The organism is Streptomyces sp. NPDC007164, assembly GCF_040634135.1.
Classification (GTDB): Bacteria; Actinomycetota; Actinomycetes; order Streptomycetales; family Streptomycetaceae; genus Streptomyces; species Streptomyces sanglieri.
The window spans coordinates 683017-705971 of the sequence record NZ_JBEYFB010000001.1; the positions used below are offsets into that span (position 1 = coordinate 683017).

At 71.6% G+C, this 22955-nt stretch carries 18 protein-coding genes; 7 read left to right on the top strand and 11 right to left on the bottom strand.

Annotation, left to right across the window (positions count from 1 at the left end; all coding sequences use genetic code 11):
* Nucleotides 1–21: 21 nt before the first annotated feature.
* Both ABZ622_RS03135 and ABZ622_RS03140 read right to left on the bottom strand, forming a co-directional pair.
* Nucleotides 22–2109: a serine/threonine-protein kinase gene (locus ABZ622_RS03135; protein WP_360539751.1), complete on the bottom strand. Its 2088-nt coding sequence runs from the start codon at nt 2107–2109 to the stop codon at nt 22–24.
* Nucleotides 2110–2276: 167 nt separating this feature from the next.
* On the bottom strand, nt 2277–2795 hold the full coding sequence (locus ABZ622_RS03140; protein ID WP_360539753.1) for a hypothetical protein: 519 nt from the start codon (nt 2793–2795) through the stop codon (nt 2277–2279).
* A 246-nt stretch (nt 2796–3041) separates the two neighbouring features.
* On the opposite strand from ABZ622_RS03140, the gene ABZ622_RS03145 reads away from it, so the two are divergent.
* Nucleotides 3042–5291 carry an N-acetylmuramoyl-L-alanine amidase gene (locus ABZ622_RS03145; RefSeq protein WP_360539755.1) on the top strand — a complete coding sequence of 750 codons (2250 nt, stop codon included), beginning with the start codon at nt 3042–3044 and terminating at the stop codon, nt 5289–5291.
* Nucleotides 5292–5387: 96 nt separating this feature from the next.
* Entirely contained in the window at nt 5388–6383 is a 996-nt protein-coding gene (locus ABZ622_RS03150) for an aldo/keto reductase (RefSeq protein ID WP_360539757.1), read from the top strand.
* A gap of 138 nt (nt 6384–6521) precedes the next feature.
* Here the strand turns inward: ABZ622_RS03150 and ABZ622_RS03155 are convergent, their stop codons facing one another.
* Nucleotides 6522–7049 carry a PadR family transcriptional regulator gene (locus tag ABZ622_RS03155; protein WP_360539759.1) on the bottom strand — a complete coding sequence of 176 codons (528 nt, stop codon included), beginning with the start codon at nt 7047–7049 and terminating at the stop codon, nt 6522–6524.
* Between the two features lie 87 nt (nt 7050–7136).
* Between ABZ622_RS03155 and ABZ622_RS03160 the strand changes: the two genes are divergently transcribed.
* Together ABZ622_RS03160 and ABZ622_RS03165 are read left to right on the top strand one after the other, a co-directional pair.
* On the top strand, nt 7137–7913 hold the full coding sequence (locus tag ABZ622_RS03160) for an alpha/beta hydrolase (RefSeq protein WP_360539761.1): 777 nt from the start codon (nt 7137–7139) through the stop codon (nt 7911–7913).
* Between the two features lie 29 nt (nt 7914–7942).
* Nucleotides 7943–8281 (top strand): hypothetical protein, encoded by a 339-nt coding sequence (locus tag ABZ622_RS03165; protein ID WP_360539763.1) that lies wholly within the window; start codon nt 7943–7945, stop codon nt 8279–8281.
* A 139-nt stretch (nt 8282–8420) separates the two neighbouring features.
* Here ABZ622_RS03165 and thpR read toward each other — a convergent pair whose 3' ends face one another.
* From thpR to ABZ622_RS03180, 3 genes are all read right to left on the bottom strand, one after another.
* Complete coding sequence (gene thpR, locus ABZ622_RS03170; protein ID WP_360539765.1) at nt 8421–8996, bottom strand: RNA 2',3'-cyclic phosphodiesterase; 576 nt, start codon at nt 8994–8996, stop codon at nt 8421–8423.
* A gap of 114 nt (nt 8997–9110) precedes the next feature.
* Nucleotides 9111–10445: an MFS transporter gene (locus ABZ622_RS03175; protein WP_360539767.1), complete on the bottom strand. Its 1335-nt coding sequence runs from the start codon at nt 10443–10445 to the stop codon at nt 9111–9113.
* 95 nt (nt 10446–10540) lie between these two features.
* Nucleotides 10541–10981 (bottom strand): MarR family transcriptional regulator, encoded by a 441-nt coding sequence (locus ABZ622_RS03180; protein ID WP_072485764.1) that lies wholly within the window; start codon nt 10979–10981, stop codon nt 10541–10543.
* A gap of 145 nt (nt 10982–11126) precedes the next feature.
* On the opposite strand from ABZ622_RS03180, the gene ABZ622_RS03185 reads away from it, so the two are divergent.
* Nucleotides 11127–11342: a ribbon-helix-helix protein, CopG family gene (locus ABZ622_RS03185; protein ID WP_342285898.1), complete on the top strand. Its 216-nt coding sequence runs from the start codon at nt 11127–11129 to the stop codon at nt 11340–11342.
* On the opposite strand, the gene ABZ622_RS03190 is transcribed toward ABZ622_RS03185, so the two are convergent.
* Nucleotides 11335–12789: an NCS2 family permease gene (locus ABZ622_RS03190; RefSeq protein WP_360539770.1), complete on the bottom strand. Its 1455-nt coding sequence runs from the start codon at nt 12787–12789 to the stop codon at nt 11335–11337. The genes ABZ622_RS03185 and ABZ622_RS03190 overlap by 8 nt on opposite strands.
* A 187-nt stretch (nt 12790–12976) precedes the next feature.
* Between ABZ622_RS03190 and ABZ622_RS03195 the strand changes: the two genes are divergently transcribed.
* Nucleotides 12977–13261 carry a DUF2530 domain-containing protein gene (locus ABZ622_RS03195; protein WP_360539772.1) on the top strand — a complete coding sequence of 95 codons (285 nt, stop codon included), beginning with the start codon at nt 12977–12979 and terminating at the stop codon, nt 13259–13261.
* A 110-nt stretch (nt 13262–13371) separates the two neighbouring features.
* Nucleotides 13372–15852: a cation-translocating P-type ATPase gene (locus ABZ622_RS03200; protein WP_360539774.1), complete on the top strand. Its 2481-nt coding sequence runs from the start codon at nt 13372–13374 to the stop codon at nt 15850–15852.
* A gap of 33 nt (nt 15853–15885) precedes the next feature.
* Here ABZ622_RS03200 and ABZ622_RS03205 read toward each other — a convergent pair whose 3' ends face one another.
* The 4 genes from ABZ622_RS03205 to ABZ622_RS03220 all read right to left on the bottom strand — a co-directional run bounded on the left by ABZ622_RS03205 (nt 15886) and on the right by ABZ622_RS03220 (nt 22789).
* Nucleotides 15886–16659 carry a DUF5707 domain-containing protein gene (locus tag ABZ622_RS03205; RefSeq protein WP_360539776.1) on the bottom strand — a complete coding sequence of 258 codons (774 nt, stop codon included), beginning with the start codon at nt 16657–16659 and terminating at the stop codon, nt 15886–15888.
* A gap of 155 nt (nt 16660–16814) precedes the next feature.
* Complete coding sequence (locus tag ABZ622_RS03210; RefSeq protein WP_360539778.1) at nt 16815–17741, bottom strand: hypothetical protein; 927 nt, start codon at nt 17739–17741, stop codon at nt 16815–16817.
* A gap of 180 nt (nt 17742–17921) precedes the next feature.
* Nucleotides 17922–21128, bottom strand: a complete 3207-nt coding sequence (locus tag ABZ622_RS03215; RefSeq protein WP_360540264.1) for a molecular chaperone Hsp90 — start codon at nt 21126–21128, stop codon at nt 17922–17924.
* Between the two features lie 725 nt (nt 21129–21853).
* On the bottom strand, nt 21854–22789 hold the full coding sequence (locus ABZ622_RS03220) for a DUF3027 domain-containing protein (RefSeq protein WP_360539780.1): 936 nt from the start codon (nt 22787–22789) through the stop codon (nt 21854–21856).
* Nucleotides 22790–22955 lie beyond the last annotated feature (166 nt).

Genomic DNA, 22955 nt, shown 5'->3' on the forward strand with positions numbered 1-22955 from the left:
CCGCGGATCAGGGCTTCGGCTTCAGGACGGGCATTCCGTCAGTTTGGGCTTGTTCGGCGGGCTCACCCTGTTCAGCAGCGGGGCGAGGTGGTCGGCGTACAGCTTCTCCCAGACGCCGTCCGTCATGATCTTCTTCAGCGACGAACACACCTCCCCCTTCAGCCCCTTCTCGTCCGGGTTCATCGCGACGCCGTAGCCCTCCGCACCCGGGCCGCTGGCCAGCCGCTTCAGCTCGGTGGGGTTGTTCCTGACGAACCCGGCGAGGATGACGTCGTCCGTGCTCACCGCGTACACCGGCGACATCGGGTCCAGCAGGTCGTGCACGCACCGGTCGTAGCCGCTCGGCAGCGACTCCGTCATGTTGTAGCCCGCCTTGGGCAGCCATGCCTCGTACGTCGAACTCCTCGCCGTACACACTTCGAGCTGCTTCTTCTCCAGCACCCTGGTGTCGTCGATCGACACCGCCTTCGCCTTCTTGCGGACCATGAAGCTCCGGCTCGCCACGTAGTACGGACCGGCGAACGCGACGCTGTAGTCGGGGGCCTCGGCGTGCTTGCGCTCCTCCGTGATGCTGTAGGTGGCGATGACCAGATCCACATCTCCCTTCTGCAGTATCGTGCTCCGGTTCTCGCTGCTCACCGGCTCGAAGGTGACCTGCTCGCGGGTGTAGCCCATGTCCTGCGCGATGGCGTAGGCCACATCGATCTCGTACCCGCGGTACTTCCCGTCCTTGGTCTTCTCGCTCAGTCCGGGCTGGTCGGCCTTGACGCCCACCTTCAGGACCGGGTGCGTCTTGATGTACGGCTCCGCCACGGGCCCCTGGCCCGGACGGCCGCCCGCGCCCGGATCGTCGTCCCCCCGCATCTGCTCCACGGCGAACCATCCGAGACCGGCCACCAGCGCCGCGCACACCGCGACCGCCAAGAGCTTCTGCCGGCCGGGGACGCGCTTGCGCGATGCCTGCGGCGGGGAGGGGCGCGGCACCTGCGGCGGTACGGGGACGGGGGCGGGGGCGGGTGCCTCCGGCTCCCCGGCCTCCCCGGCCTCCGCCTGCGGCTTCGTCGCCTTCTCCTCCATCGGGGCCGGCGGGCGTACCGGATCCGGTTTCGGGGTGGTGGTGCGGAGGATCTCCTGAAGCATTTCCTCCGCGCGCTCCGCGCTCAGCCGCCGGTGCGGGTCCTTGTGCATCAGCTGCCCCACCACCTCGGCCAGCTCCTCGCCGTGTTCCATCGGAAGCGGGTCGGACTGGCAGGCGGCGACCAGGAGTTCGTATTCGTTCGGCCGGTCGAAGGGGTGCCGGCCCTCGACCATCTCGTACAGCGTGACGCCCAGCGACCACAGGTCGGACGCGGGGGTCGCGGCGCTCTCCTGCGACGTCTGGCCGAGCAGTTCGGGCGCCAGGTACTTGAAGGTGCCGATGAGTTCACCGGCCCTGGTGAGCGGGACGGCGCCGTCGAAGGTCGCGATGCCGAAGTCCGCCAGGATCGCGAAGTCGTCCTTGGCGAACAGGATGTTGGCCGGCTTCACGTCGCGGTGGACCACCCGCGCCTCGTGGACCGCCCGCAGCCCGCCCAGCACCTGGAGCCCGATCGCGGCCGTCCGCCGTGCCGGAAGCCGCCGCTCCTCGCGCATCAGGTCCGCCAGGGAGCGCGCGTTGAGCAGGTCCATCACGATCCAGACCTGGTTGCCGGACTCGACCCTGTCGTGCACCGCCACCACGTTCTGGTGCCTGATCTTGGCGATGGCCGCGGCCTCCCGCCGGGCCCGCTGCATCATCTGCTCCTGCGTGGCCGCCCCGATGGCGTCCCGGCCGAGCAGGCCCTTCACCGCGACGTGCCGGTCGAGGCGGGTGTCCAGAGCCTTCCAGACCTCGCCCATGCCGCCGCGTCCGAGGCTGTGCAGCAGCTCGTAACGGCCGTCGATCACCTTGTGCGGTGCGGGGGCGGCCGCCTGGCCGGACGGCTCGGACGACTCCTGCGTCGGCTGCGTCTCCGGCCACGGCCGAGCGTGTTCGGTGGAGTCGCTCCGGAGGAAGTCGCCGGCCCTACGGGGGGAGCCGTCGCCCTGCCCGTGGTCCGAATCGCGACCGGCCGTACCCTCGCTGTGCATGCGACCCCCTGTGGACTACATGGAGGCAACAGACTAGACGCTCGGCCATATCCGGGCCTGCTCACGGCACTTGCGATTCGGTCACTTCCGGCAGGCCGCACCGGCGATCCGGACCCCGCCGCTTCCCCCGCCGCTCCCCCGCCGCTTCCCCGCCTCGTCCCCGCCGCTCACCCCGTCGCGAACCGCTCCCCGCACCGGCTGCAGAACACCGGCTCCGGGTCCCGCGAGAGCCGGCCGCACCCCGGGCAGACCAGGTCCAGCATGCAGGGCGCCTCGCCGCCCTCGTACGACGGGGCGCGCACCGGCGCGGGCACGGCCGGGGCCGAAGCCGGGGGCTGGATGGTGAGGCCGGGGCGGCGTCGGTGGACGGTCAGGTAGGCGAGGCCGTCCGGGCCGGCCGCGAGGGCACGGCGGGAGGTCCGGGGCAGCCAGGCGACGGTGCCGGGGGTCAACTCCAGCGGATCGTCCCCCGCCTCGATCCGGCCGTCGCCCGCGACGACGACCAGGAGCACGTCCAGTACGTCCTCCTGATGCGCACCGACCGCACCGCCCGGCGGCAGACGCACCAGGTTGGCATCCAACTCCCGGCCCTGCTCGGCCAGTTGCCACAGGGCCCCGCGCCGGTCGGGGGTCGCTTCCCGGAGCAGCTCGTCGAATACGGCAAGAACGCGCGGTACGGAAGTCACGGCAGCCAGGCTACGCCCGGCCGGGGGCCGTGCCGGGATGTCGCACAGGCATGGGAAGCTGTGCTTCCGCTGTGTGCGCGCGCCGGTACTCGTACCCCCCACTGGTCACCTGTGACCTGTGCCGTCGCCTGCCCCAGCGGTTCATGACCCGAACATCGAAGACGATCCTTGGGGTACGACTTGAGATCGAAGCGCAGAATCAGCAACCAGCCCTTTTCGAAGCGAAGAATCTGGATCACGGCCGCCGTGGCGACCTCGGCCGTCGCCGGTGTCCTGGTCTTCGAGGGGGTGACGGGCAACTCGTCGGTGGACACCGACGCCAAGTCCGGCCCGCCGAAGACCGATGTGCGCGCCACCTCGCTGAAGGTCGGCGACGACGGCACGTCCGCCGTCCTGGGCAAGCGGGACACCGCGCCGTTCAGCATGCTGGGCATCACCTGGACCGACCCGGCGGCCAAGGTCACCGGAGCCGTGGAGGTCCGCACCAAGTCCGCGGCCAGCGGGAACTGGACGTCCTGGGTGCCACTCGAAACCGACCTGGACGGGCGTACGGAAACCGGCCGGGCCGGCGTCCGGGGGAGCACCGAACCCCGCTGGGTGGGGCCCTCCAACGGTGTGGAGGTACGGATCAACGCGGGCGGCAAGGTCTCCGCCGAGCTGCCCGCGGGGCTGCGGCTGGACACCGTGGCCCCGGGCCGGGGCAGCGCGCTCGCCGCCGAACCGGCCGCTTTCGCTGCCGACCTGCCCGCCGAGGACCCCTCGGCCACGCCCTCCACCGACCCGGTGGAGCCGGTCCCGTCGGACCCGGCCGCGCCGGGCGACGGCACGGAGACGCCCGCCGGACCCACGCCGACCGAACCGGAGTCACCGGCCCCGTCCGGACCGGCCACCGAGGAGCCCACTCCCCCGGCGAGCCCGAGCCCCTCGGCGTCGCCGAGCTCCTCCCCGGCCGAGACCCTGCCGCCCGCGCCGCCGTCGACCGTGCCGAAGCCGCCGATCGTCTCGCGGGCCGGCTGGGGCGCCGACGAGTCGATCAGCCCGGAGGCGCCGGAGTACCTGGACGGCGTCAAGGCCGTGTTCGTCCACCACACCGCGGGAAGCAACACCTACACCTGCGCCGACTCCGCGGCGGTGGTGCGCAGCCTGTACGCGTACCACGTCCAGAGCGAGAAGTGGAAGGACATCGGCTACAACTTCCTGGTCGACAAGTGCGGGACGGTCTTCGAGGGCCGTAAGGGCGGTGTGGACCGGCCGGTGTTCGGTGCGCACACCTACGGCTTCAACCGGGAGTCGGCCGGTATCGCGGTCATCGGCACGTACACGGACGCGACCGCGCCCGCCGCGGTAACCACGGCGGTGGCCCGGGTCGCCGCGTGGAAGCTCGGCCAGTACAAGGGCGACCCGGCGGGCAGCACCATGCTCACCGCGGGCGCCACCGGCGGCAACTACTTCGGCACGAAGTTCACCGCCGGTACGAAGTACTCCTTCAAGCAGATCTCCGGGCACCGCGACGGCTTCAACACCCAGTGCCCCGGCAACCTGCTGTACGGGCAGCTGAAGTCGGTCCGCGATCTCGCCGCGGGCCCCGTCACCGGGCTGGCCGTCAAGTCGGTGACCGGCGCCGGGCTCTCGGGCACCACGTACTACACCAGGTCCGCGATCACCGTGGGCTGGTCGGCGAGCACCCCCAGCGCGTTCGTCTCCAAGTACGAGCTGCTGGTCGACGGCAGGTCCGTCGCCACCACCCCGGGCACCGCGGCCTCCGCGCCGGCCACCCTCGCCATCGGGACCCACCAGGTGCAGGTCCGCGCCACCCACCAGTCGGGCAAGGTCACCACGTCGGCGGCGGCCACCGTGGTCGCCGAGCAGACGGCGCCCACGTTCACCACCAAGCCGAACCTCGCGCTGCGCACCGGCACGGTGAACACCACGGCCGTCCCGCTCACCCTCAAGTGGAAGGCCACCGACGCCGCTTCGCTCAAGGAGGTCCGGCTCACCGCACCGGTGGCCAGGACCTACGGCCCGACGACCGCCAGCGCCTCGCACACCGCCAAGTCCGGCGTGGCGACCACCTGGTCCATGAAGGCGTACGACCGGGCGGGCAACACCGCCACCGCCTCGGTCGCCGGTACGCCGGTCATCGTGCAGGAGAGCTCGGCGACGAAGTCCGGTACGTGGACGACGCGGTCCTCGGCGAGCTACCTCGGCGGCAAGTCGTACTCCAGCTCGTCGAAGGGTGCCTCGCTGAGCTGGACGTTCACCGGCCGCTCGGTCGCCCTGGTGGCGTCCCGGGCGACCACCTCCGGCCAGGCGTACGTCTATGTGGACGGAGTGAAGGTGTCCACGGTGGATCTGAAGTCCAGCACCACCAAGTACCGCGACGCGCTGTGGACGAAGAGCTGGTCGTCCAGTGCCAAGCACACCGTCAAGATCGTTGTCGTCGCCACCTCGGGCCGGCCGACGATCACCACCGACGGCATCGTGTACCTGAAGTAGCCCGCCCCGTGGGACTGCCCCCGGCCCCTTCGCCGGGGGCGGTCCCGTACGGCCGCCCTTGCTTCGAGCGGGCTCGAAGGCGTTGGCTTGACGCCCATGGAGTACACACAGCTCGGACGCACCGGACTCAAGGTCAGCCGCCTCGTCCTCGGCACCATGAACTTCGGCCCGCAGACCAATGAGGTGGACAGCCACGCCATCATGGACGCGGCGCTGGACACGGGGCTGAACTTCTTCGACACCGCGAACGTGTACGGCTGGGGCGAGAACAAGGGCCGCACCGAGGAGATCATCGGCACCTGGTTCGCCAAGGGCGGCGAGCGCCGCGACAAGGTGGTCCTGGCCACCAAGATGTACGGGAACATGGGCACGGACGGCGAGCCCTGGCCCAATCACGACAAGCTCTCGGCCGTGAACATCCGGCGCTCCGTCGACGCCTCGCTGAAGCGGCTCCAGACGGACCACATCGACCTCTACCAGTTCCACCACGTCGACCGGAACACCCCGTTCGAGGAGATCTGGCAGGCGATCGACGTCCTGGTCCAGCAGGGCAAGATCCTTTACGCGGGCTCGTCGAACTTCGCCGGTTACAAGATCGCCCAGGCCAATGAACTGGCCGCCCGGCGCGGCTCGTTGGGCCTGGTCAGCGAGCAGTGCATCTACAACCTGATCGAGCGCCGCGCCGAGATGGAGGTCATCCCGGCCGCGCAGGACTACGGCCTCGGCGTCATCCCGTGGTCCCCGCTGCACGGCGGACTGCTGGGCGGTGTGCTCCGCAAGGAGCGCGAGGGCACGACCGGGCGGTCGGCCTCCGGCCGCAGCGCGGACGCGCTGAAGGACTCGGCGCAGCGCGAGAAGATCCAGGCGTACGAGGACCTGCTCGACGAGCACGCCCTGGAGCCGGGCGAGGTCGGCCTGGCCTGGCTGCTCACCAGGCCGGGGGTGACGGGGCCGATCGTCGGGCCGCGCAACCGGGAGCAGCTGGACTCGGCGCTGCGGGCGCTGGAGCTCGACCTTTCGGCGGAGCTGCTGGCGTCGCTGGAAAGGATCTTCCCGGGGCCCGGGCCTTCGCCGGAGGCGTTCGCCTGGTGAGTACCCGCTCGCGAAGAGCTCCTCATGAGGGCGTGCTTATGACCTGGCTCGTAAGGACCTGCTCGTGAGGACCTGCTGACGGGCCGCCGCCACCCTCGCCTCCGGCGGGGCGGCGGCGGCCCTCTTCCGTACCCCGGTTCAGGACGCGTCGAGTTCCTTCAGCGTCGCCGCCAGCCAGTCCAGCTCCGCCTCGCCGGTCGCGCGGGCGATCCTCAGCAGCCCGCGCCGGAACGGGTCGTCGAACGACTCGGCGCCCAGCGGCCGTTCCCCCTCGTAGAAGAAGCTGCTCGGCTCCTCCAGGAACGCGAGCCGGCGCCGCAGTACATCGGCCTGTTCGGCCGGGGACGACAGGTGGCGCAGGAAGGCGAGGACGGTGAACCAGCGGTTCTCGTCGCTGATGTCCGCCTCGTCGGCCTCCCGCAGCCGTCGCCGCAGCTCCTCGCGCCCCGGGCCGGTCAGGGTGAGGGTGTGGCGGGGGGCGGCCCTGCTGCCGGGTTCGGTGCGGCGCTCCAGCCATCCGGCGCGCTCCAGGCGCTTGATCGCGGGGTACAGCGTGCCGTCCGCGATGGGGCGGACGTGTCCGGTGAGGTGGGCGACCCGGCGCTTCAGCTCGTAGCCGTGCAGCGGTTGCTCGTACAGAAATCCAAGGATGGCCAGTTCCAGCATGTGCGTATCCTCCCCGATGCCTCTAGATATACCTCGGCATCGATGTATAGTCTCGCCGATGGTTGAAGAGGGAGCGGAGGAGGAGTCATGCACAACGCCCAGGTGACGGCGGACGGCGCGCGTATCAGGTGGGTGGAGCTTCCCGGCCGGCCCGGCGGCGCCCGGACCCGGGTCTATCTGCACGGGCTGGGGGCCTCGTCCGGCCCGTACTTCACCGCGAGCGCCGCCCATCCGCTGCTGGCGGACAGCCGCTCGCTGCTCATGGACATGCTCGGCTTCGGGATCAGCGACCGCCCCACGGAGTTCGGCTACACGCTGGAGGAGCACGCCGACGCGGTGGCGGCGGCACTGGAGACGGCCGAGGCGTACGGCACCGACGTGATCGCGCACAGCATGGGCGGCGCGGTGGCCATCGTGCTCGCGGCGCGCCATCCGCACCTGGTGGCCCGGCTGGTCCTGGTCGACGCCAATCTGGACCCGGTCGCGCCCGGCCCCGCCCGGCCGGGCAGCAGCGGCATCGCGGCGTACTCGGAGGAGGAGTTCCTGGCGCACGGCCGGTCCGAGGTGCGCGACCGGGTCGGGCCGCACTGGTGGGCGACCATGCGCCTGGCCGGCCACGAGGCGCTGCACCGCAGCGCGGTGCACCTCGCCCGGGGGACGACTCCGACGATGCGGGAGCTCCTGCTGGACCTGAAGATCCCGCGTACGTTCCTGCGCCCGTCGGCCGACGGGCCGCTGCCCGGCGAGGGGGCGCTCGTCGAACACGGGGTACGCGTCGTGGCGGTCCCGGACTGCGGGCACAACATCATGCTGGACAACCCGGAGGCGTTCGCCCGGGAGACGGCGTCGGCGCTCACTGTCTGAGGGGCACGAAGAGGTCCTAAGCTCGCGGCATGGACGAAGTCGTGCCGCTCCTGGTCATCGTCGCGGCCCTGACCGCGGTCATGGGCTTCTTCACCTGGCTCGCGGTCGTCGCCCGTCGGCGCGGGGTCGCGGGCTCGGCCCTGAGCGCCGCACTGGCCTCGTACAACGAGGCGTACCAGGGCACCGCCCATCAGGCGTACCACGAGATCCGGGCCCAGGCGGAGCGCCAGGTGCCGGTCCTCTCACCGGACGGCGCATGGCGGCCGCTGCCACCGGACGCCGAGGGCGTACGCCGTGGGCGGCCGCCCACGCGCAGGCCGCTGCGGGGACTGCGGCGCCGGTTCGGCCGGCTGCGCCGCGGCCGCTGAGACCCGTCCGGTCAGGTCGCCCGCCGGTCACGCCCCGACGGCGGCCGCCACGGCGACGACGACGAACATCAGCACGAGCACGGCCGCCATGATGCGGTTTCTGGTCTTCGGGTCCACCCTTTGAGCGTAACCGCCGCCCTCAGTGCCCCAGCGACCAGGATGCGACCACCTCGTACCGGGGCCGCTCGCCCGGCACCCCGCTGTCCGGCAGATTGCTGCGTACGAGGGCCATCTCGCCGACCTCCCACCCGGTGCCCTCGAAGCCTCCGAGCGCCTCGGTGCAGGGGCGCAGGTCGATCTCGGCGCGGCGGCTGCGGGCGAGGGTGAGGTGCGGGTGGTAGCGGCGGTGCTCGTCCATCGGGATGCCGGTGCGGCGGGCGGCGGCGTCGGCGCGCTCGGCGAGCAGCCGCAGTGTGTCCAGCGCCCCCGCGGCCCCCGCCCAGAGCGCCCGCCCGCCGAACCGGCCGGCGCCGTGGATCCGCAGCGGGAAGGGCTCGGTGCGGCGGGCGGCCCGCGCGAGGCGCTCCTCCAGCTCGGGCAGCAGTTCCTCGTCCACGAGCCCGAGGAAGGCCAGCGTGAAGTGCCAGCCGGGCACCCCGGTCCAGCGAAGATGCCCGGCCTCGGGCAGTGCGTGCAGCGGGGCGACGGCGCGGCGCAGTTCCTCGACGGCGGGGGCGGGCGGCAGCACGGCGACGAAGAGTCTGAGACGGCTCATGCGCCGAGTGTCGCACCGTACCGGCGCGTCCAGGTCTCCATGCGTGGGCATATGGCAGGGCCCCGACCGGTGCTCACCGGTCGGGGCCCTGCCATATGCCTCGTGAAACGGCGCTCACGCCGCCGTGGCCAGCCCCTCCCGGGGGACGAACCGGACGTGCGGGCGGCCGGGCCGCAGGTCGACGCGGAGGCGCAGGCCTCCCACGCGGGCCAGCATCAGGCCGACGCCGAGTGCGGCCACCAGCGAGAACGCCCCGCCGACGGCCATGCCGGTACGGACCCCGTAGGCGTCGCTGATCCAGCCGACGATCGGGGCGCCCACCGGCGTACCACCGGCGAAGACCATCATGTACAGGCTCATGACCCGGCCGCGCATGGCCGGGTCGGCGGCCATCTGGACGCTGGTGTTCGCGCTGATGTTGGTCGTCAGGCCGATCATGCCGATCGGGACCAGCAAGATCGAGAAGAGCCAGACGGACGGCGACAGCGACGCGATGATCTCCAGCACGCCGAACGCCGTGCCCGCGGCCACCAGCATCCGCAGCCGGGAGGAGCGGCGGCGGGCGGCGAGCAGGGCGCCGGCCAGGGAGCCGGCCGCCATCAGGATGTTGAAGAAGGAGTACATCCCGGCGCCGCCGTGGAAGATCTCGTCCGCGTAGGCGGTCAGCCAGATCGGGAAGTTGAACCCGAACGTGCCGACGAAGCCGACCAGGACGATCGGCCAGATCAGCTCGGGGCGGCCGGAGACGTAACGCAGGCCCTCCCGCAGCTGTCCCTTGGCGCGCGGTACGACGGTGGCCCTGTGCAGCTCGCTCGTGCGCATCAGCATCAGGCCGATGAGCGGGGCGACGAACGACAGGCCGTTGAACATGAAGGCCCAGCCGCTGCCGACCGTGGTGATCAGGACACCGGCGACGGCCGGGCCGATGAGCCGGGCGGACTGGAAGTTCGCCGAGTTGAGGCTGACCGCGTTGCGCAGCTGGGCGGGGCCGACCATCTCGGACACGAACGACTGGCGGGCCGGGTTGTCGACCACCGTCACCATGCCGAGCAGGAACGCGATGAGGTAGACGTGCCACACCTGGACGACACCGGAGAGCGTGAGCACCGCGAGGGCGATCCCGCAGAGGCCGAGCGCCGCCTGGCTGAAGAGGAGCAGCTTCCGCTTCGGCAGGCGGTCCGCGATGACACCACCGTAGAGGCCGAACAGAAGCATCGGGAGGAACTGGAGCGCCGTGGTGATGCCGACGGCGGCGGCGGACCCGGTGAGACTCAGGACGAGCCAGTCCTGCGTGATGCGGGACATCCAGGTACCGGTGTTGGAGATCACGGCGCCCGTGGCGAACAGGCGGTAGTTACGGATCTTCAGCGACGAGAAGGTCCCGCCGGGCTTGCTCTCGTGGGTGGAAGTCGGTGCGGGGGCGGAGTCTGCTCCGGATCCCGTACTCAAAAGGGTTCGCCTCCTCGGGCGTATACGTTTCGCTGACTGACGGGGTGCGGCGGGGCGGGCGGCGCGCCGGCTGTGGTCCGGCGCGGTCCGTACCGCTACAGGTGGGCGAGCTTCTCCAGCACGGGCGCCGCCTTGCGCAGCGTCTCCCACTCGTCCTCGTCCAGGCCCTCGGCGAGGGCGGTCAGCCAGGCGTTCCGCTTGGAGCGGCTCTCTTCGAGCATGGCTTCGGCCTGCTCGGTCTGGCTGACCACCTTCTGGCGACGGTCATCGGGGTGCGGTTCCAGTCTGACCAGCCCCTTCGCTTCCAGCAGCGCGACGATGCGGGTCATCGACGGAGGCTGCACATGCTCCTTGCGGGCGAGCTCGCCCGGCGTGGCCGAGCCGCACCTGGCGAGCGTGCCGAGCACCGACATCTCGGTGGGGCTCAGCGACTCGTCGACGCGCTGGTGCTTGAGGCGTCGGCTGAGCAGCATCACGGCGGAGCGGAGGGAGCTCACGGCGGCCGCACTGTCGCCGTCGTGGATCAGGTCAGGCATGTTTATTAGCGTAACTCATTAGTCGTCCTAAAGACCATTCGTGTTACACGCGCGAGAGGCACTTCACCCAATCGGTCACCCGAACGAGTGAGTCGGATCCGTAAAGTGACGCGAAGCGACCCGCTGGGCCGTAACCCTGCTTGCCATGGGATCGACTGTGCTCAGCCTGCGGATAGACGGTGAGCTGCTCGACCGGCTCCGGCAGCATGCCGCCAAACGCGGAATGAGCGTCCAGGACTATGTGGTCCGGACGCTCATTCGCGATGATTTCGACGAGCGCTTCAAGGCGGCCGTCGACGAGACGGAGAGGTTCTACGGCCCGGAGGGGACCGCGGGGATCAGGGCCGGAGAGGTCACGTGAGGCCGAGGGCCGGCATCGCGTAGTAGAAGACGAAGACCGCGGAGACCACGTACATGGGCACCGGCACCTCGCGCCAGCGCCCGGCCACCACGCGCAGCACGGAGAAGGCGATGAAGCCGATGCCGATGCCGTTGGTGATCGAGTACGTGAACGGCATCATCAGCATGGCGAGGAAGGCCGGAATGGCGAGCGTGTAGTCGCTCCAGTCGATGTCCCGCACCGAGCCCGAGATGATCAGGAAGCCCACCGCCAGCAGCGCGGGGGTGGCCGCCTGCGACGGGACCATGGTCGCCAGCGGCGTGAGGAACAGCGCCACCGTGAACAGCAGACCCGTCACGATGCTCGCGAAGCCGGTGCGGGCGCCCTCGCCGACACCCGCCGTGGACTCCACGAAGCAGGTGCCCGCGGAGGCGGAGGTCGCACCGCCCGCGGCGACCGCGATGCCGTCCACGAACAGCACCTTGTTGATGCCGGGGAAGTTGCCGTCCTTGTCCGTCAGCTTCGCCTCGTCGCCGACCCCGAGGATGGTGCCCATCGCGTCGAAGAAGCAGGACAGCAGGACCGTGAAGACGAACAGGATGCCGGTGAGCACACCGACCTTGCTGAAGCCGCCGAACAGACTGGCCTGACCGAACAGCCCGAAGTCCGGCGTGGCGACCGGGTTGCCCGGCCACTGCGGGACGGTCAGGCCCCACGCTCCGGCCGGCAGATCGGCGATCGCGTCGATGACCATCGCGACGACCGTCATCGCGACGATGGAGATCAGGATCGCGCCCGGCACCTTGCGGACGATCAGCGCGAGGGTGAGCAGCGCGCCGATGACGAAGACCAGGACCGGCCAGCCGTTGAGGTGGCCGTCGCTGCCGAGCTGGAGCGGCACCGTGGTGTGCGCGGCGTCCGGGACGCGGGAGACGAAGCCCGAGTCGACCAGACCGATGAGCAGGATGAAGAGGCCGATGCCGATCGCGATGCCCTTGCGGAGCGACGTCGGCACGGCGTGCATCACGCGTTCCCGCAGCCCGGTCGCGACCAGCAGCATCACCACGATGCCCGCGAGGACGACCATGCCCATGGCGTCCGGCCAGCTCATCCGCGGGGCGAGCTGGAGGGCGACGACGGTGTTGACGCCGAGGCCGGCCGCCAGCGCGATCGGCACATTGCCGATGACGCCCATCAGGAGCGTGGAGAACGCGGCGGTCAGCACGGTGGCGGTGACCAGCTGGCCGCCGTCGAGCTGATGACCGTACATGTCCTTGGCACTGCCGAGAATGATCGGGTTCAGCACGATGATGTACGCCATCGCGAAGAACGTGGCGAATCCGCCACGGATCTCGCGGGCGACCGACGACCCCCGCCCGGAGATCCTGAAGAAACGATCCAGGCCGCCCTGCGGCTGGGGGGCCGCGGGCTGCTGGGCATCGACCGGAGCGGTGGCCGAGGGGGACATGTATGACCTCAGTCGTACGTAGAGGGGGGAAGAAAGTGGTCAGCTTTGGACTTTCACACGAGCAATTCGAGTCAGCCTTAAGCAGATTCAGTATGAATACATAGGGCGAAGATCGCTATCTCCGCGCGTAGACCCTTGGGCCACCGGCCCGAGCGGGCTTCGCACAGGGGCCCCATACACTGAGTCCATGGCGAAGTGGACACCGAAGCACGAGGCACCCGAGCCCCTGGAGGGGCCCGTCGTCGCCACCATCACCGGCGGCACGATCCTCTGGTTCGTCCTCTTCCTGGTCCAGCTCCCCTTCTACGGCTGGTTCGACGACCACGGACATCTGTGGTGGGTGTGGACCTGCCTGGCCGGTGCGGGACTCGGCCTGATCGGCATCTGGTACGTGCGGGGGCGCGACGCGGCGATCAGGCGGGCGGCCGAAGCCGCGGCCCCGGGCGACACCGGAAAGGGCGCCTCCACCTGAGGGTCCGGCACCCGACCCGTACGACCGCAGGACCATCCCCCTCCTCCCCCGGTCTGATCTTCGGACCACCCAGTGGGTGAATCGGACCATCCACCCGTACCGTCGGAACCATGACGCAGCGGGCATCCCATTCCTTCGGCGAGCAGACCCCCGAAGCAAGCGGCTCCACCGGCCATCCGATTTCGGCCATGATCGACGCCGGGGCGGAGCTCGACCCGGTCCACCCGGTCAAGTTGCCCGCCCCGGCCGTGGACCCCCGCGGGCTGACCGCCGCCGAGGTCGCCGAGCGGATCGCCCGCGGCGAGGTCAACGACGTACCCATCCGCTCGTCCCGCTCCGTCCGCGAGATCGTCCGCGCCAACGTCTTCACCCGGTTCAACCTGATCATCGGCGTGCTCTGGCTGATCATGCTGTTCGTCGCGCCGATCCAGGACAGCCTCTTCGGCTTCGTGATCATCGCCAACACCGGCATCGGCATCGTCCAGGAGTGGCGGGCCAAGAAGACCCTGGACAGCCTCGCGGTCATCGGCGAGGCAAAACCGACGGTGCGCCGCGACGGCGTCGCGGCCGAGATCTCCACCTCCGAGATCGTCCTCGGCGACCTCGTCGAGCTGGGCCCCGGCGACAAGGCCGTCGTGGACGGCACGGTCGCCGAGGCCGACAGCCTGGAGATCGACGAGTCGCTGCTCACCGGCGAGGCCGACCCGGTACTGAAACGGCCCGGCGACCCCGTGATGTCCGGCAGCTTCGTGGTCGCCGGCGGCGGCGCCTTCACCGCCACCAAGGTCGGCCGCGAGGCCTACGCCGCGCAGCTCGCCGAGGAGGCGTCCCGCTTCACCCTCGTCCAGTCCGAGCTGCGCACCGGCATCTCCACGATCCTCAAGTACATCACCTGGATGATGGTGCCGACCGCGATCGGCCTGGTCATCAGCCAGCTCGTCGTCAACGACAACGACCTCAAGGGATCGATCGCCCGCACCGTCGGCGGCATCGTCCCGATGATCCCCGAGGGCCTGGTGCTGCTCACCTCGGTCGCGTTCGCGATCGGCGTCGTACGGCTCGGCCGCAAGCAGTGCCTGGTGCAGGAGCTCCCCGCCATCGAGGGGCTGGCCCGCGTCGACGTCGTCTGCCTGGACAAGACCGGCACCCTCACCGAGGGCAGCATGGACGTCACCGAGGTCCGGACGCTGGGCGGGGCGGACGACGCGTACATCCGGAGCGTGCTGGGCGCCCTCGGCTCGTCCGACCCCCGGCCCAACGCCAGCCTCCAGGCCATCGTGGACGCCTACCCGGACGGCGAGAAGTGGCTGTGCACCCAGACGCTGCCGTTCTCCTCGGCCCGCAAGTACAGCGGCGCCGCGTTCGACGAGGGCGGCGGCCGGGAGTCGTCCTGGCTGCTCGGCGCCCCCGATGTGCTGCTGCCCGAGCAGGACCCGGCGCTCACCGAGATCGAGCAGCTCAACGAGCAGGGCCTGCGGGTGCTGCTGCTGGCCCGCGCGCAGGGGGCGCTCGACGGGCCGGACAGCGCGGCCGGGGCGGTGCCGAGCGCGCTGGTCGTCCTGGAGCAGCGGCTGCGGCCCGACGCCGCGGCGACCCTGGCCTACTTCGACGACCAGCGGGTCGCCACGAAGGTGATCTCCGGCGACAACGCGGTCTCCGTCGGCGCGGTCGCCGGAAAGCTGGGCCTGCCGGGCGCCGAGCACACCCTGGACGCCCGCCGGATGCCCACCGACCCGGACGAGATGGCCACGGCCATGGAGGAGAACGCGGTCTTCGGCCGGGTCACCCCGCAGCAGAAGCGGGACATGGTCGCCGCCCTCCAGTCCCGCGGCCACACCGTCGCCATGACCGGTGACGGGGTCAACGACGTACTCGCGCTGAAGGACGCCGACATCGGCGTCTCCATGGGATCGGGTTCCGAGGCGACCCGGGCCGTCGCCCAGATCGTGCTGCTGAACAACAGTTTCGCGACGCTGCCGTCCGTGGTCGCCGAGGGCCGCCGGGTGATCGGCAACATCACCCGGGTCGCCACCCTGTTCCTGACCAAGACCGTCTACTCGGTGCTGCTGGCGGTCCTGGTGGTCTGCACGCAGGTCGACTACCCGTTCCTGCCCCGCCATCTGACCCTGCTGTCGACGCTGACCATCGGCATCCCGGCGTTCTTCCTGGCCCTGGCCCCCAACAAGGAGCGCGCCCATCCGCACTTCGTGCGCCGGGTCATGCGGTACGCGATCCCGTCGGGCGTCATCGCGGCCGTCGCCACCTTCGCGACGTATCTGATCGCCCGGCACCACTACTCCGGTCCGGGCGCCCTCGACGCCGAGACCAGCGCGGCCACGCTCACGCTGTTCCTGGTCTCGATGTGGGTGCTGGCGATCATCGCCCGCCCGTACACCTGGTGGCGGGTCGCGCTGGTCGCGGCGATGGGGCTGGCGTTCCTGATCGTGCTGGTGGTGCCGTGGCTTCAGGAGTTCTTCGCGCTGAAGCTGGTGGGGACGACGATGCCGTGGGCGGCGGTGGGCATCGCGGTGGTGGCGTCGGCCGGCCTGGAGTACGCCTGGCGGCTGGTCGGCCGACGCTTCCCGGTGTAGCGGGCGGTCCCGCGCCCCCGTTGCCCCGCGCCGTTACCTCACGTCGACGAAGTCGCCGGCGGTGGTGACGGCCGGGGTGGTGGACGTACCGGCGAAGCTGTAGCGCCAGTAGCCGTCGACCGAGGCCTTGGCCGTGGTCTTCAGGTTCCCCGTGCTGTTCGTCCTGATCGTCTTGACGGTGGAGTACGTGGAGCTGGTCTTCTTGCGGAACTGGAGCTTCACCGACTGGCCGGTGTAGCCGTGGTACGCGTGGTCCTCCCAGTTCGCCCGCGACAGCTTCCCGGTGACCGTGATGGTCCTGCCCTTCTTGACGGGCTCCGGCGAGGCGTTGACGGTCAGCTTCGACAGCCGCTGGATCTTCGCCGTGGCGGCGTAGTCCGAGTAGTAGCTGGAGCCGTCCTTGGCCTCCGCACCCGCGAGCACGTGCCAGGAGCCGGCCAGCGCGTTCTTGTACAGGTCGACCCTGGGGTCGATGGTGATGGTGAGGGAGCAGGTGCTGGTGGTCGCGCTCGCGGCCTTGCAGGTCGCTTCGTCCTCGTTGGGCAGCAGCGCGCCGTCCATGCCCTCTTCCTGGTCCTTGCCGTGCCACAGGATCAGCCAGCCGGTCTCGATGCCGGTGGCGTGCGAGGCGGTCACCGAGACGGTGACGGTCTTCTTGGCGGTGGTGCCCAGGACCACGTCCTTGCCGCCGTTGACGGTGATCCTGGAGATGACGGGATCGGCCGATGCCGCGTGCGCCGCCGGTACGGCGAGGGCGGACAGGACCAGGGCGCCGGAGGCTGCGGCGACGGTGGCACGAAAGCGCATGGTTTTCTCCGTGGAGAAAGGCCCTGAGGGCCGGACGGGAATGCACGGGACGGCTGCGTGGGCAGCGGGACCCCTCGCGGAGGGATCCCGCTGCCCACGGGGTGGCCGCGGGCGGCCGAGGTGGCCACGGGCGGCCGTGACGGTGCCGGGTGGAACTACTTCACGTCGACGAAGTCACCGGCGGTGGTGACGGCCGGGGTGCTGGCCGTACCGGCGAAGCTGTAGCGCCAGTAACCGTCGACCGAGGCCTTGACCGTGGTCTTCAGGGTGCCGGTGCTGCTCGTCTTGATCGTCTTGATCGTGGAGTACGTGGAGCTGGTCTTCTTGCGGAACTGGAGCTTCACGGACTGCGTGGCGTAGCCGTGGTAGGCCAGGTCGTCGAAGTTGGCCCGCGACAGCTTTCCGGTGACCGTGATGGTCCCGCCCTTCTTGACGGGCTCCGGAGCCGCGTTGACGGTCAGCTTCGAGAAGCGCTGGACCCTGGTGGTGCCCAGGTCGCCCTGGAGCGCGAACCCGAGCTTGGAGGGGTCGGGGTCGTTCCGGTTCTCGCCGTTGTAGTCGACGGCGAAGCCCTGTCCCTTCCACGTGGTGGCGTCGGCGTTGCCGATCAGGTCGTAGACGGGCGAGACGGCGATCCGCCCGGTGCAGGTGGCGACCGTGGCGGAGACCTTCTTGCAGGTGGGGGAGGTATCGCCGTACAGCTCGTTCGCCGGGGCGTCGAACGAGCCGCGGTAGAGGCCGACGCCGAGCTCGAAGTCCGAGGCGAAGATGTCCACGTCGGCGCCGTGCGTCACGGTGAACGTGGTCGGCACGATCTTCGTGGCGGCGGTGCCCACGGCGATCGGCTTGCCGCCGTTGACCGTGAACTTGGAGAAGACCAGGTCGAGCTGGCCCACGGTGTTCGCGGCCGCGAGGGAACGCGCGCCGGACTTCGCGGCGGAGCCGGACTGGGCCGCACGCGCGGCGTCGGCGACGGAGCCGGTCGCGCCGTGCGCGTCGCCGGCCTGGGCGGCCGACGGTACGACGAGGGCGGAAAGAGCCAGGGCGCCGCTGACGGCGGCCACGGTGGCACGAATGCGCATGTTCATTCCCCAAGTTGGAGAAGGGGCCCGCGGAGGCTGACCGCTCCCGCAGACCCAAGATCGTCTCTGAAGCCTGGTGGCTTCAGAGACGAGACCATCCTCAAACGTGAAGGGTTGTGCGGCCATTGGGGTTTTTCCGTAAATTCCCCACGCGTTCGGCCCCGGCCGGTCCAAAGGCTCTCAGTCGAACCAGCGGTCCCGGGCCAGCTCATCCGTCCGGGACGGGTCCTCCAGCAGCGCCGCGACCTCGAAGCGGCGCGGCCACTGGCCCGCCGCCCAGGCCAGGCCCGCCGCGACGCCCTCCAGCGTGGCGGCGTGGACCGTACCGTCGGGTGTGCGGCGCCAGTCCAGTTCGACGCCGCCCGCGCGCAGTTCGCCGTGCTCGACGTACGCGTCCGGCGTCCCCGCGCCGAGCAGCACCCGCACCGCGTCCGGCACCCGGTGCTCCTCGCCCTCCGTCGACACCTCCGCCTCGACGCACTCGCCGAGCCGGCGCACCTGGAACAGCTCGGCCAGCTCCGCCGCGCGCGTCGGGGCGACCGGGAGCAGCGGGAGCCCGTCGGTGAGCGGCAGCAGATCGGGGGCGTCCGCGATCACGGCGTCCGCCGCGTCGACGACCCGCACCTCGCCGTCGACCACGGCCCGCAGCTCGTCCGGCAGCGTGACCTGCTCCGGGTCGAGATCGGCCAGCGCCGTGTACAGGGAGTGCAGTTGTACGGGGCCGACCGGGCGGTCCTCGTCCGCGAGCCGGCCGAGGAGTTCGGCAGCGCCGCCCGGCTCGTCGAGCAGGGCGGCCACGGAGGTCCGTACGCCGAGGGCGCGCAGCACCTGGGCGTCGTCGAAGCCGGTGGCGTCGGCGGAGTCGTAGAGACCGGCCAGCCGGGGGTCGCCGCCCGCGGCCCGCAGCCCGGCGGGGCGGCGGCCGTCGAGCACCGGGTGGTCGCGCAGCCACCAGGCCGTGTACGGGCGCACCGACTGCGTGGTGCCGTCCGGCAGCAGCACCCGCACCGGCTGGGTCAGCGCGTCGCGCAGTGGCGGCCGGGCCAGCATGGCGAGCGCCTGCGGCCAGGCGTCGTCGTCGACCAGGTCCAGGTCGCGGACCGCGACGATCTCGGTGGCGACCGGCGGCACGGGAGTGTCGGGCAGCTGGTCGAGGATGTCCTCGCACCACACGTCCACGGCGTCCAGCAGCCCGGCGTCGTCGGGCTCGGCGAAGTCGCCCTCGCGCGGTTCCAGTTCGTCCGGGTCCAGCACCACGTCGGTGGTCCGTACGAGGGCGAAGGTGGCGAGTACGCCGCAGGCGGTGAGCGGCTGCTCACCCCAGCGGTCGGCCAGCTCCTGGTCGCAGAGCGCCAGTTCGCCCTCGCGCATGATGGCCGCGAACGGGCTCGCGGGCAGCACCAGCTCTCCCGCGGGGGCCGGTTCGCCGTCCTCGTCGGGGAGGGCGAGCGCGCCGAGCCAGGGCTCGTCGCCGGGTGCCAGATCGGCGTCCCGTACGAGGGCGAGCACGGTCTCGGCGAGCTCGTCGGCGTCCAGCGCGTCCTCGTCCCAGATCTCGCCCGCGTCCAGCGACCCGGCGACGGCGGCCCGCACCTGCGGGGTCGTCAGCACGGCGCGCGGGGTGGCGGGCAGGGCGCCCAGCTTCTCCAGCAGCGGATGGGCGGCGTCCGGGTGGGCGACCTTCAGCCCGAGCCGGGCGAGGCGCTCCAGCACCGGTCCGGCGAGCGCGTCGGGCAGCGGCAGCAGCACCTGGCGGGGCCCGATGGTGGTGCGGGGCATGGCCGGGGCGCCGGAGGCCGCGGCTTCCGGTGTTCCGGCCAGCGGCACGGGCAGGCCGGAGAGGCGGTCCGGGTCGATGCCGGAGAGGCTGTCGTACAGCCGCCGCCACCAGCCGGCGTCGCGCTCCAGACCGGCGAGGCGGTCGATCGCCTCGGTCAGCGGGACCCGGGCGACCTGGAGCGTACGCAGCTCACTGCGGCGTTCCAGTCCGGCGGGCAGCAGACACGGCAGGACCTCGGCGAGCACCCGTACGGTCTCGGCGCCAACCCCTTCCAGCACCTCGGCCTCGATGGGCCGCAGCGCCGCGGTGGCCGTCTCGGGGACGCCCTCGGCCCCGGTGTCCCAGCTGTCCCACCGGTCCGGTTCGGCGGTGGTGTCGCGCGGGGCGGCGGGGGCCAGGAACGCGACGCGCGGCAGCCGCTCCAGGATCGCGCCGCGCAGCGCACCGTCCAGTTCGCCCTTGCCGAGCGGTCCCGGTACGAGGTCGATGGTGTCGACGGACACCGGCTGCCAGCCGGCGAGCAGTTCGGCGTACGCGTCGGCGGCGCGCTGCACCAGGAAGTCGGTGAGCGGTCCCGGGGCGAAGTGCCGGCGGGCGGTGTCGAGCGGCAGCGAGGCGATGAGCAGGGCGGGGATGCCGAGGGGTTCGTCGGTGGGGGTGGGCGCGTGGACGACGGGAAGGGTACGGGGGCGTACCGGGGCGCCCTCCGCGTCCACCGGAACCGCCCAGGTGACCGACCAGTGCGGGCGCAGCCGCTCCTCGCGGGGGCGGTCGGCGAGCAGCGCGGGCTCGACGGGGCCGTGGTGGGCGACCGTGCGCCAGCGGTTCGTACCGTGTGCGGAGTCCTCGACGTGGGTGTACGGGCCGTGCTCGGTGCGGCGCAGCGTCCGTACGGTGTCCGGGGTCTCGATCACGATCTCTTCGAGGCCGCGCAGGGTGAGCAGCAGGGCGTCGTCGACCGCGTCGAGCAGCCGGGCCACGAGGTCCTCGGCGCCGCCGTCGCGCAGCGGGAGGACGACGACGGTGTCGTACCCGTCGGGTGCGGTGCCCTCGGCGGGCAGCGGGAGCCGGAGCAGCGGTACGTGGCCGTCGCGGCGGCGCAGTTCGTCGCCGAGGCCGGGGCTGGCGACGGCCGTCCGGGCGGCGAGGTCGCGGGCCTCGGCGAGGGACCAGCGGACACCGCCGTGCCGGCCGACGACGGCGGGCTCGTCACTCACCGCGAGCACGGCGGCGAACCCGACGCCGAACCTGCCGACGGCTCCTTCGTGGCCCTCGCGCTTGGCGGAGGCGCGCAGGGTGGAGAGGGACTCCACGCCGGTGGCGTCGAGGGGCGCGCCGGTGTTGGCGGCGGCGAGGACGGCGGGGTTGTCCGGGGTGGCCGGGTGCAGGGTGAGCCGGAGCCGGCCGGGGACCCGGGCGCGGGCGGCGGCGTCGGCGGCGTTCTGGGCCAGCTCGACGACGAGGCGGTCGCGGTAGCCGCCGAGCGCGAGGTCCTCCTCGGCGTTGGCGTCCTCGCGGAACCTGGCGGGGCCGGCGCCCCAGGCGTCGAGCACACCGCGCCGCAGCCGTGCGGTCCCGAACGGATCGGCCCCCTCGGTCGCATTCATGCTCACGCTCTGACTCCGCTCTTTTCGATAGCGCACTGCCCGTGCCGCCAAGTGTGCGCCCGAAGGTACCGGGTCCTCGCACCGGACGGGGCCCGCCGAACAGTGCTTCGGCCGGTTCGGGCCCTTGGGCTCCGCGTTTGGCTTCCGCGTTGGCTTCTTGCCTTGGCTTCTGCCTTGGCCGGAGGTTGCCGCACCGCCCTCCACGGCAAGAGTTCCGTCCTCAATCGCCGGACGGGCTGGGTTGGCCGGGCCGGAGCGGATCGCCCGGCCCGGGTTGGCCGGGCCGCACGCGGATTACCCGGCCTCGGTTCGGTGAGCCGACGCGGATTGCCTGGCCCCGGTCGGTGAGCCGACGCGGATTGCCCGAACGGACGGAAGATCCTCGGACGCGCTGAAGATCCCCCGGACCGGCGGAAGCCCCCAGGACCGGCGGAAGATCCCCGAACCGCCGGAGGATGCCCGGACCGCCGGAAGACCCCCGGACGACGAAATCCCAGCCCTCGGCGAATCCCCGGACCGACGGCAAAACCCGGGGCCGCAGAAAGTCGGTCCCGGTCCCCGGACGAGCGACAAGGTCAAGCCCGTCCGGCGATTGAGGACGGAACCGGTCCGCCGGGGGTGCCCGGCATCCCGCTCAAGCCCGTCCGGCGATTGAGGACGGAACCGGTCCGCCGGAGCAACCCGCACCCGCGCGCCGCGGGAAGCCCCGCCGCCCCGGCCACCGCCTACGAGTGGCCGAGGTCCTCCGTCGGCGCGTCCGCCTCCGCCGGGACGGAACCGGAGTCCCGGGCCGGCCGCAACGGATACTCGTCCACCTGCATCGTGTCCAGCGCGTGCGGCGCCGGCTTCGGCGGCTTCGGCATCACCGCCGCCTCCGAGTGCCCACCGCACCCGTACGACAGCGACACGACCCGCCCGTCCGCCGGACCGAACTCGTTCGCGCACACCCCGAACGCCTGCCGCAGCGAGCCCGCCAGCGGCACCAGGAACGCACAGGTCACGCAGGAGGCCGGGGCCGCCTGGGCCATCGGCGTCTTCGCGCCGAACGCCTCGTCCCACCGGTCGGCCGCCGCGTGCAGCCCGTACCGGGACAGCACCCGCGCCCGCCGCATCCCGAGCTCGTCCGCGACCGCCGCGATCGAGCCCCGGCTCGTCGTCGCGCGGCGGGTCGTCAGCTCCGCGTCCTCCGCGTCGACGAGGTCGGCCAGCTCCTGCGAGACCTCGGAGACCGCGGAGTTCGGCGGCGGCTCGTCCTCACCGGTGTAGCCGGGCTCCAGGCGGATGTCGTCCGCCTCGGTGGGCAGCAGATCGCCCGGTCCCATGTCGCCGGGGCGCAGCCGCTCGCTCCACGGCACCCACTCCGGGGCGAGGATCGCATCACTGCCGGGCAGCAGCACCGTTTCGTCGAGGGTGACGTTCTTCGCGCGGGAGGCCCGCGCGACGGTCACCGCCCAGCGCCAGCCCCGGTAGCCGGGCTCCTCGCACTCGAAGAAGTGCGTGACGACCCGGTCCCCCTCGGAGACCACGGCCACATGCTCACCGACGGCCCCCGGCGCGGCTGCCTCCTCGGCCGCCGCGCGGGCCAGATCTACCGCCTCGGCGCACAGACGGTCGGGAACAGGGGTACGGGCCGTACGGCTTCGCGTCGTCGCAGCACTCACAGGTCTCGCTTCTCTCCTACGCCAGTCTCACGAGCGCGCCAGCACATCCATCGATTTCGGCCATGACGGGTGAGGGCGGAGCGGACCTGGGGGCCGCGTCGACGTCCACACCCGTTACTGCCTGCCTCGGGCACACCTTCTGCAACCCATTCTGCGGGATCGCCGA